General features: G+C 62.0%; 12 protein-coding genes. All 12 read left to right on the top strand.

What is annotated here, in order from left to right; translation table 11 throughout:
• On the top strand, nucleotides 1-114 hold a 114-nt coding region (locus EBBID32_RS24010), incomplete at its 5' end, for a DUF3768 domain-containing protein (protein ID WP_156022483.1).
• Between the two features lie 106 nt (nucleotides 115-220).
• On the top strand, nucleotides 221-1,054 hold the full coding sequence (locus EBBID32_RS06375; RefSeq protein WP_006952651.1) for an N-6 DNA methylase: 834 nt from the start codon (nucleotides 221-223) through the stop codon (nucleotides 1,052-1,054).
• A gap of 118 nt (nucleotides 1,055-1,172) precedes the next feature.
• Nucleotides 1,173-1,643: a hypothetical protein gene (locus tag EBBID32_RS06370; RefSeq protein ID WP_006952649.1), complete on the top strand. Its 471-nt coding sequence runs from the start codon at nucleotides 1,173-1,175 to the stop codon at nucleotides 1,641-1,643.
• On the top strand, nucleotides 1,640-1,879 hold the full coding sequence (locus tag EBBID32_RS06365; RefSeq protein ID WP_037489159.1) for a hypothetical protein: 240 nt from the start codon (nucleotides 1,640-1,642) through the stop codon (nucleotides 1,877-1,879). The genes EBBID32_RS06370 and EBBID32_RS06365 overlap by 4 nt, the downstream gene beginning before the upstream one ends.
• Nucleotides 1,880-1,923: 44 nt before the next feature.
• Nucleotides 1,924-2,250 carry a hypothetical protein gene (locus EBBID32_RS06360; protein WP_006952642.1) on the top strand — a complete coding sequence of 109 codons (327 nt, stop codon included), beginning with the start codon at nucleotides 1,924-1,926 and terminating at the stop codon, nucleotides 2,248-2,250.
• 63 nt (nucleotides 2,251-2,313) lie between these two features.
• Nucleotides 2,314-3,012 (top strand): hypothetical protein, encoded by a 699-nt coding sequence (locus EBBID32_RS06355; RefSeq protein WP_006952640.1) that lies wholly within the window; start codon nucleotides 2,314-2,316, stop codon nucleotides 3,010-3,012.
• A gap of 179 nt (nucleotides 3,013-3,191) precedes the next feature.
• Nucleotides 3,192-3,677, top strand: coding sequence for a hypothetical protein (locus tag EBBID32_RS06350; RefSeq protein WP_006952638.1), 486 nt, complete (start codon nucleotides 3,192-3,194; stop codon nucleotides 3,675-3,677).
• Nucleotides 3,674-5,485, top strand: a complete 1,812-nt coding sequence (locus EBBID32_RS06345; RefSeq protein WP_006952636.1) for a PcfJ domain-containing protein — start codon at nucleotides 3,674-3,676, stop codon at nucleotides 5,483-5,485. The genes EBBID32_RS06350 and EBBID32_RS06345 overlap by 4 nt, the downstream gene beginning before the upstream one ends.
• On the top strand, nucleotides 5,412-6,131 hold the full coding sequence (locus EBBID32_RS23200; RefSeq protein ID WP_196805601.1) for a DUF6915 family protein: 720 nt from the start codon (nucleotides 5,412-5,414) through the stop codon (nucleotides 6,129-6,131). The genes EBBID32_RS06345 and EBBID32_RS23200 overlap by 74 nt, the downstream gene beginning before the upstream one ends.
• Before the next feature lie 114 nt (nucleotides 6,132-6,245).
• Nucleotides 6,246-7,349, top strand: a complete 1,104-nt coding sequence (locus EBBID32_RS23195) for a hypothetical protein (RefSeq protein WP_006952634.1) — start codon at nucleotides 6,246-6,248, stop codon at nucleotides 7,347-7,349.
• A 181-nt stretch (nucleotides 7,350-7,530) separates the two neighbouring features.
• Nucleotides 7,531-7,740: a hypothetical protein gene (locus EBBID32_RS06325; RefSeq protein WP_006952633.1), complete on the top strand. Its 210-nt coding sequence runs from the start codon at nucleotides 7,531-7,533 to the stop codon at nucleotides 7,738-7,740.
• A 112-nt stretch (nucleotides 7,741-7,852) separates the two neighbouring features.
• Nucleotides 7,853-8,485 (top strand): hypothetical protein, encoded by a 633-nt coding sequence (locus EBBID32_RS06320; RefSeq protein ID WP_006952632.1) that lies wholly within the window; start codon nucleotides 7,853-7,855, stop codon nucleotides 8,483-8,485.
• Nucleotides 8,486-8,502 lie beyond the last annotated feature (17 nt).

Here is an 8,502-nt window from a genome sequence, read left to right as displayed (position 1 = left end):
TCCGGCCTGCATAGGATCTACTATGACGAGAATCTCGAATTCGGCTCCGAAGATCCCGCCGACGCGGCAAAAACTACCCGCGTCCTCACCATCATGCTGCCCGAAGACTACTGAGTTCCAGTAGCTCAGGCCGACGCCTGAGGCAGGTTTCTCGCCGCTTCAGTCCATCGGCTGTGGCGCCCAGCGTACCCCCCAATCACTCATAGAAAGGAGCTTCGCAATGGGCTCCGCCGACTGCCACATCAAGGCGATCTGCAAGCTGTTCGATGCCTGCCAGTATCGCCACGATCGCCACACGCTATTCTCGGACTTCGTCGAAGCCGCAGCAATCAGTCTGTCCAACAGTGTCGATCTCGCCCAGAATCAAGCGCGCGAGGCGCGTTACATGGAGATTGTCGGGCGCTACGATCGCGACGTCATAGACACCTTCCCGCGCATCTTCGCCGAAGTCACCCTAGCGATGGAAGCCCGGACCTGTGACGTGTTGGGCCGCGTGTTCGGCGAGCTCGGCCTCGCCAACGCCGCGCGCGGCCAGTTCTTCACCCCTTACAGCGTCTGCCGGATGATGGCAGCGATGACTGCGGACTCGTGCCCGGAAGATATAATAGCAAAGGAGGGATTTCTGACCCTTTGCGAGCCTGCCTGCGGAGCGGGCGCCATGGTAATCGCCACCTGCGAAACGCTGCGGGAGGCTGGAGTCAACTATCAGCGGCACCTTCATGTGACCGCCATCGATATCGATCCACGCGCGGTCCATATGGCCTATATCCAGTTCGCGCTGCTCCATGTCCCGGCCATAGTCATCATCGGCGACTCTCTCGCCGGAACCACACGCGAGCTCTGGTACACGCCCGCCCATATCCTCGGCGGCTGGAACGCAAAACTCGCGGCGCGTGCCAGGTGGCAGGCAGCAGATGCTCCGGCGGATGCTGAAGCGCCGACCCCTGCCGAGGACCAACCACCTTTCCAGCCACCGCCTGACAGCTCCGCCATACCGCACGTCCCCATCCAGCTGTCGCTCTTCCCGAGCCCGAGCGAGTCCTCGCAGCCCTGAGACCACTCTCTCCAGCCGCCTCCATCCCACGCCGCTCCATCCGGTTCCCGGACCCGCAAATTCGAAGAGCGGAGGGGGAGAAGGCGGAGTGGACCCAAGCCAATCAAGGAGACACGCTATGTCCGCACAGTCGATCTATGCCCGCGCCCCGCTCGGAGCGCTTGTCCGTTACAGCGATGGCCAGCCGATGCCGCCCGAACGCCACCGCAAGAAGCTCGCCGCGTGGAAAAGCAGCAACGGATCCGGCCGCCTCGTTCGTAAGACGCATGCCGCAGTACGCCCCACCTACACCCACCCCGCCGGCTTCACGCTGCACGAAGGCAATTTCGGGAGCGATGGCGTTATCGTCCTGGTCGTTCACAAGAGCTTTTCCGTCACCAGCACGCTCACCTTTGAGATTGTCGAGGACCCCGCGCCCGGTTCGGTCCGCATCCTCACCAGCTTCCAGGGCGAAGACGAACTGCGTCACCTCGCACCGGACATGGTAGCCGCCGAAGACTGGCTTTCCCGCAATCACTACACCGGCGCGCGGCTCGAAGTTGTCGGAGAGCATGAAGCCAGCGCCCAGACCCTCGGCCAGGCTGCATGATGATGACGGGGGACAACAAGCCTCCTGACGAAGCGCGCATATGGCTTCTCGTTCAGATCCACGACCTCCTCTCCGCATACCTGCTCGACCATTGCCCGGAAGAGCAGAGCTGGGAGGATTTCGATGCCGACATCGACGCTCTGCGCACCGATGTGGCGAACCTGCGCGCGCAGCATCTGACGCAGGTTGCCAGCCAGAACGCGGCGAACCCCTCACATCCGGGCAACCGGGTGTGAGGTCACGCCGGCACGACCGTTCCCCTTCGATGAGGAAACCGCCTGTGACCATCACACACCACGTTCATGTCTATGCAGTCGTGCGCATCAAGCTTGCCGTGACCGCGGCCGATCATTTCGACGCGATGAAACGCGCTGACAGCATCATGACGGAGTCCAGCTATCCCGTGCGCCTCGTCCTCGGCGGACCACAGGTTCTCGACGCCGAACCTGCCGATGAAATCAGCGGCTACCTGGTCGACGAGACCGACGACCCGCAGTTCGAGAAATCCCGTTTCTACGGATGCGACCACAAACCTTGCGACCTCGCTCAACCCGGCGAGTCGCCGGCGCAAGGAGAGGGGGAGGGAGAAGGGCGGAGCGTCGGATGATCGTGGGATGTCCATCGGCACCGGCGCCCTTTCACCCCGAGCCGTCTTCCGAAAGGACCGCCGATGACCCAGCCATTCTCCAGCGCCGAACCCCGCTTGTGGAGCCAGACCCACTGCGACGACCGCGGCAATTTTGCCTACAGCGGGGATCTCTATATCGCGGGCGAGCATCTTCCCGATCTCTGCCGCAGGATCGATCTCCATCTGACCCGGACCATCGCGGGCGCACGGTTTTCCGTTACCGGCGAACGCTTCTCAGGTGGTCGCAGCGTCCGCGTTGAGCTTCTCGATGCGCCCGGGGATCTTTTCGACGAGGACGCGCGCCGCGCTTTCGAAACCCTCATCAGCGACCAGGCGGAACGTTTCAATGTCGCGAATGGCAATCTCCTGCAGGACTATATGATCTGCTCATTTTTCCTGCGCGTGTGCATCGGCACCACCTATTGGTCAGCGCTATCCGCCAGACGCGGCCATGCCAATCCTGTCGAGGCTCGCATCCCACTCGCACGGTTCAAGCGCCAGCTCAGGCCGGGCCACAAACTGAAACTGATTGCCGCGCGTGCCGGCCACCGGGCCCTCGGGACTATCCGGACCGTGACAGCAGTCCGCTCAGGCGACCTCATCCTCGAAGACCGGTCCTACCTCTCCTTCCCTCGTGCATCCGCCTTCGCCTGCGACGGCAAGCTCATCCGCATCGCGAACGGACGTGACGAGGATCCCGATGATCACCTGCTCTACGAGTGGATTCAGGACGCCGCCTGACCGATCGTTTTCTCTCCCGCGCGCCTGCGGCGCACAATGCGAAGAGGGATGGTACGATTTGATCATGCAGATCTTCGGCGCACCCGACAACTCCGCCCTCTGATTCGCACGATCACATCACCGACAACCGCAACCACGGCCCGCGCTTTCGCGGGCTTTTTTGCATTTGGGAGGACCATATGCCTCACCGACTTCATCAGTTGGCAGATCCGAATGCCGACGACAATCAATTCAGCAAGCTCCTGGTATTGCTCCGCGCCCTTCAGATCACCGAAGTGTCTTTCTCGCTGAGCGGCGGCGGCGACCAAGGCGAAACCAGCCTCGATCATGTGCGCTACCACGACGGCACCGAGAATGCGTCTATCCCGGAAGTTCCGGTCAGGATCGATGCGGTCGGACACCCTGCCATGCTCTGCTACGCCCTCAGCGAATTCGCGGCCGATCTTCCTGAAGGCGATTGGTGCAACAATGAGGGCGGCTATGGCACCGTCACCATCCAGCCCTTCGCTGACTGCCCCTGCGACTGCGACATGACCTATCGCCAGGATGGGGACTGGGAAGACGACGACGAACTTGATGACGACCTGGAGGCATTCGTCCTCGACCCCGACACCGCACCTGCCGGCCCGCCCGCCATCATCATCATCGGGGAGGCGCAGGCATGAGGCACAACCACCCATCCTTCGAACGCTATCTCGCGCGCGCCGCAACCACCCTGCATCGCATCGTTCCTCAAACCACGCGGCTGCGATCGGATCCACTCGACCTTGCGGCGACCGTGATCGCGCTATCCCGCTGCGAAATCGGCTTCACGCGGCATGAAGGCGCTCTCGCACCCACGATTACAATCCATCCTGATCCGGCCCACTCTCCGAAAGCAATGATGCTTATCGACCAGTTCAGCACCGCCATCCTCGAGACAATCCACAGTCCCAATACCCACTTCTCCATCAGCCTCGAACAGACCGTCAACGACAGCGGATATCTCGATCTCGTCACCGATCTCGTTCTGTCCGGCGCCGACCACCGCCGGATCACGGACATGACGCAGACGATCGGAACGGCGATCCTGCAACTGCGCGAGCGGTTAGTCGAACTTATGCAGGCCCATCTGCGCGCCATTCTGTTTCGTGACCTTGGCTATCGCTCCGGGAACAAGATCCTTTCGCTCGGTCGCATCATCCACTGGGCGCTCGCAACCGATCTCGAAGGTGACCCGGGTCGCAAGACCGTGATACGCAACCGCGGCCAGGCGCTAAGCCTCTACGGCGCCGTAGCCACCATCCTGCTCAAGCCGGAGGTTACGGCCGCGATGGATGCCGCTCAGCCCCTCAAGCCGGTGCTCGCCGCCGCGGTCGGCATCAGCGAAGCGCAATTGCGCCGCCTGCGCCGTGCAACGCCCAAAGACGCCGCATACAACGCCCTCTATGACCATAAGCCCGCCGTGCGCACTCTGGTCCGCCACGATATCCCCCTCGAACAATGGCCGGAGGGCAGCGAATGGGGCCGCCGTGTATGGGAGCAGAGTAACTGCGACCCTCTTTTCCGGCCGGACTACCTCGATAGCTCGATCGAAACCCGCGATACGTTCCAGGCGCTGCGCGAGGATCTCCTCTACCCGCTCGCGGGCGCACGTCTCGAAGCACTGGGCCTATCTCGGCGAATCCACGCGCTCGACAATTTCGTGACGACCCTGGGCGTTCCACTGAGGCTCTGCGACACCGCCGCCCATCGCAAACTCCTGCAAAGTTTGCACCGTGCGATCATCGGACCCCGCGGGCCGCGCTCGCTCCAGAGGGCCATCGCAAAATGGCACCGCCGCGCAGCCAGCGCCGCCGCGCTGCGCCATGAGAACAATGCCGATCGGCCCGGTTGGCCAGCACTCTGCCCGACCTGGCAGTCCCCCTGCGGGCCGCATAGCTTCATACCGCTTACCAGCGCACAAGCCCTTGTCGATGAGGGCAATGCGCTCAACCACTGCGTTGGCGGATATTATTCCCAGTGCCGGCGGGGCGACACCCAGATTCTGTCGCTGCGGTCCGGTTCCGACCATGTGGCGACCCTCGAACTGCTGATTACGGATTTGCCGGGCAATTCCCTCAATATCAACATCGGTCAGTTCAAGGCCCGCGGAAATGCCAAGCCCAATTCCGAAGCTTTCGCAGTCCTGCGCGACTTCCTCGCCGACCTGCGCGACGGCCTTCACCCGGTGGCTATCAAAGAACTCGCTGCGCATCGCGACGCTGCAGCCGATGCCGGCGACTATTATTTTCGGCGCAGCAGGCTCACCCTCGACCATGCCCGCCGCGCCTGGCCACTCTATCGCGTACTGCTCCCGCGCGGCGCGCCGGCGACCTACGACGAATGGTGCGAGAATTCCGGACTCACTGCCGCGCTCGATGATCTTCTCAGCGCGCTCGCGCGATCCCTCTGCACCTCCGATCAAAGAGAACTCTATTATGAACCCTTTTGATCACGCGCGCTCTTCCGCGCGCATCCATGGCGGCCGCTGGCAGGATTACCACCCCATCCACGCCTGGTTCGACGCCACGAAAGCCGCACATTGTCACTTCACCCACCGCTCACTGCGTCACCATCATGAAGGGATCGCCGAGGCCATCGTCGTCTTCGGCGATACAATCACCAACGCTGATGGCGCCGCGGTTGCGGTCCGCGCGATCGGCATCCAGCATATCGAGGAAGACTGCCGCTATCTTCCCTCCGCTGCGGATTGGCTCGACGATTTCGACGCGCCAGACTGGCTTCACGTCCCGATGCCCGACGCAGAACACCTCTCCCGAACCAGCGCGCGGCGCTTCGGCGGCGAAGAAGCCGACTATCTTCCGCTCCATCGCTGGTTTCTCGAAACAGCATCATGGGTGAACACGCCCGCCCACCTCATATTTCGTCACCATGCCTTCGGAATATACGAGGCCGAACACCGCTTCGGGCCGGCGATCGACAATGGTGCATCTGGAATCCCAACGCGTGTGGTTGCCGAGCAGCATGTCCGGACAATGCTGGGCCGTATGCCCGCGGCACCCGATTTCCTGCGACGGCTGAAGGGCCAGCGTTGGATGCTTCAGGCGACCTCACCGGCATTGGTCGGCTTGACCTGATACTCCGCTGCACAAGCAACCGCGGGAGAGAGGGAAGGGGGCGAGGAATGGGAGCCGGGACCGGAATGCCGGTCATTCCACCGGATTTTCCCATTTTCCCTGGAGGGCTGCACTATGGCCAACAACTATCTCAAACTCTCCTTCGTCCTGACGCCGACGAGTGAGGAAGAAGCATTGCTCGACGAATGTCACGCGCTGTCGCAAGAACTTGCCGATCTCGATGAAGACGACTTGGCAGCAAGCTACGATGCGATGTCGGACGCCTTCAAGGTAGCCTTCCCGCCACAGCCGGATCGATCGGACAAGCCGGATCAGCCCGCGCCTAAACCGTTCGCATCCTTTCTCGACCTGTTCAGCGATCACGATTTTCCAACCTTCGACTGCGAGTATTTCGGCAGTACGGAGGTTGACGGCTATCTGATCGCCGGAACTCAGGCAGATCCCCATGCGATCGCCAGCCTGATCCAGAAATGCGCGCCCAGCGTTCTGCCCTTCGGTTTCGAGTGGTCACAGGACTGCGATCGCCTGCGGCCCAGCGAATTCGGGGGCGGATACTACATCATCACCGACGACGATATCATCGGCGGCAGCACAAGCTGGCTTATGCGCCGGCAGATCGACGCGCTGAAAGAGCCCCCAATCACTCACACAACCAGAGTGACGCTCAAAACAGTCGTCAATGACCCCCAGGCCCTCTGGGATCACACGTTCAAGCTCTTCATCAGCGACCATCTACCTTACAAGGTGTTCGACCCGTCAGAGCCCACCCGGCTCGCCGATGAATTGCTCGACAAGTTCACCGCGCTATGTGGACCACGCGACCATGCCGATCCTGCTGCTTGTCTGCGCATTGGCTTCGATCCACGCAACGATATCCCCGGCGTCGAACTGGTAAGGATCACCGCCGCTGCCCAGAATGATCCCCAATCCCTCGATATCGAGACCTGTCTCGTCCTCACGACCGGACATATCACCCAGGAAACCGCGCAAAAGCTTGACGACTGGGGTTCGCGCGGAAGGTTCGACGTCCCCCTGACCATCGGCAAGACACCCTACGGCTGGTTCATCCCAGTTTCCTGCGCCGACCCCGATACACTTGGAGGCCTGCCGGCCGATCTCCTGGCGGTCATGCGTTTCACCCGGACTCGCGGTTGCCACCATCTCCTGCTCGACTGCGACGGACCGGCCGTCGATGGGCTCGACTTCTATGAGTGGTGAACGGCTGGCCCGCGCCATGCAGCGAACAGTCCGCTTGCCCCTCAGAGACGCCTATGAACACTCACCAATGCGGCACAAACCGCTGCACATCACGCGGCACATGCCGCGATCATGACGATTGGAGGCAGAGGAAAGGGGGAAGGGGGGAGGGACCCGTGCCCTAAGCCAGGAGTTCCCCCTCATGCCAATCTCCGACAGCGGTCCGCCACACCATACTGATGGGCGGATAGACCGCCGCTACTGCATCCGGCTTGAATTCTGCGGATATGCCCAACGCCGCTTCGTCGTCCGTTTCTGCGATACCTATGTTGGCAATGCTCCGATGCGCGCCGACGCAAACGCCCTGGCATGGGCCCATTCGAGCGAGCGGCGCCGGATCATGCTCGAATGAACGCCACCTATTCCGTTTCATCAACAAAAACGGCCAAGCGTATGACGGCCTCCCGGCCGACAACAAGGGGAGGGGGAGGAGCAGGTGTGTTCCCATTCATAGGAGACACCCGATGTTCGACCCCGCCGCCCGTCACCATAAGGCTCTGGCCGCTCGCTCTATTGCCACGATCGCGGAAGCGCTCACCACGCTCAACGCCGCAGTCGCGGATTGCGAAAAGTCCCGGCACCAGATCGATCAAGATCCCGCCGTGCTTCTGCTCGCCCGCCACATCGGTTGCCTTGCCCTTGAAGACAGGCCCGAACAAGCCGTGCTGCGAACGGCCTGTATGGAAGCCATCTCCGCCCTCGGGAAAACCCCGATGCTGATTGCACTGGCCAATCGCGGCGTCTCCTACGACGCTGATGCCAAAGCCACCTTCCACGCCGAGGGACGCAAGGCCATCAAACGCCTCGCTGCTGCCCTCGGCCTTGCCCGTGGAAGCCACCAAGTGCGTTCCTGCCAGGGCGGCATCGCTGTCGCCGGTGAAATTATCCTTCACTCCGAACACATCTATGTCCAGCTCTCCATCGGACTGATGGGTCGTGGCCATGATGTGATGTTCCGGCGCGTGGAGGGCCGCACGGACTATACCGGCGGCCCCAATCACTGGGCTTCGATCAACGAACTCCTCGATCCTGACACCCTGGCAACCCGCATACGGCATGAATTGCGCCTCGATGGCGCCGCCGATCTCGCCGCCTGACGCGGCACGTTCCCCAA

It is taken from the genome of Sphingobium indicum BiD32 (assembly GCF_000382885.1).
In the GTDB taxonomy this organism is placed as follows: Bacteria; Pseudomonadota; Alphaproteobacteria; order Sphingomonadales; family Sphingomonadaceae; genus Sphingobium; species Sphingobium japonicum_C.
Note: the sequence above shows the minus strand (reverse complement) of the source record. Positions and strands in the feature narration are given on the sequence as shown.

What these genes read in the sequence shown, in the direction of transcription:
- EBBID32_RS06375 (WP_006952651.1), top strand. Translation starts at nt 221, where the DNA reads ATGGGCTCCGCCGACTGCCACATCAAGGCGATCTGCAAGCTGTTCGAT.
- EBBID32_RS06370 (WP_006952649.1), top strand. Translation starts at nt 1,173, where the DNA reads ATGTCCGCACAGTCGATCTATGCCCGCGCCCCGCTCGGAGCGCTTGTC.
- EBBID32_RS06365 (WP_037489159.1), top strand. Translation starts at nt 1,640, where the DNA reads ATGATGATGACGGGGGACAACAAGCCTCCTGACGAAGCGCGCATATGG.
- EBBID32_RS06355 (WP_006952640.1), top strand. Translation starts at nt 2,314, where the DNA reads ATGACCCAGCCATTCTCCAGCGCCGAACCCCGCTTGTGGAGCCAGACC.
- EBBID32_RS06350 (WP_006952638.1), top strand. Translation starts at nt 3,192, where the DNA reads ATGCCTCACCGACTTCATCAGTTGGCAGATCCGAATGCCGACGACAAT.
- EBBID32_RS06345 (WP_006952636.1), top strand. Translation starts at nt 3,674, where the DNA reads ATGAGGCACAACCACCCATCCTTCGAACGCTATCTCGCGCGCGCCGCA.
- EBBID32_RS23200 (WP_196805601.1), top strand. Translation starts at nt 5,412, where the DNA reads ATGATCTTCTCAGCGCGCTCGCGCGATCCCTCTGCACCTCCGATCAAA.
- EBBID32_RS23195 (WP_006952634.1), top strand. Translation starts at nt 6,246, where the DNA reads ATGGCCAACAACTATCTCAAACTCTCCTTCGTCCTGACGCCGACGAGT.
- EBBID32_RS06325 (WP_006952633.1), top strand. Translation starts at nt 7,531, where the DNA reads ATGCCAATCTCCGACAGCGGTCCGCCACACCATACTGATGGGCGGATA.
- EBBID32_RS06320 (WP_006952632.1), top strand. Translation starts at nt 7,853, where the DNA reads ATGTTCGACCCCGCCGCCCGTCACCATAAGGCTCTGGCCGCTCGCTCT.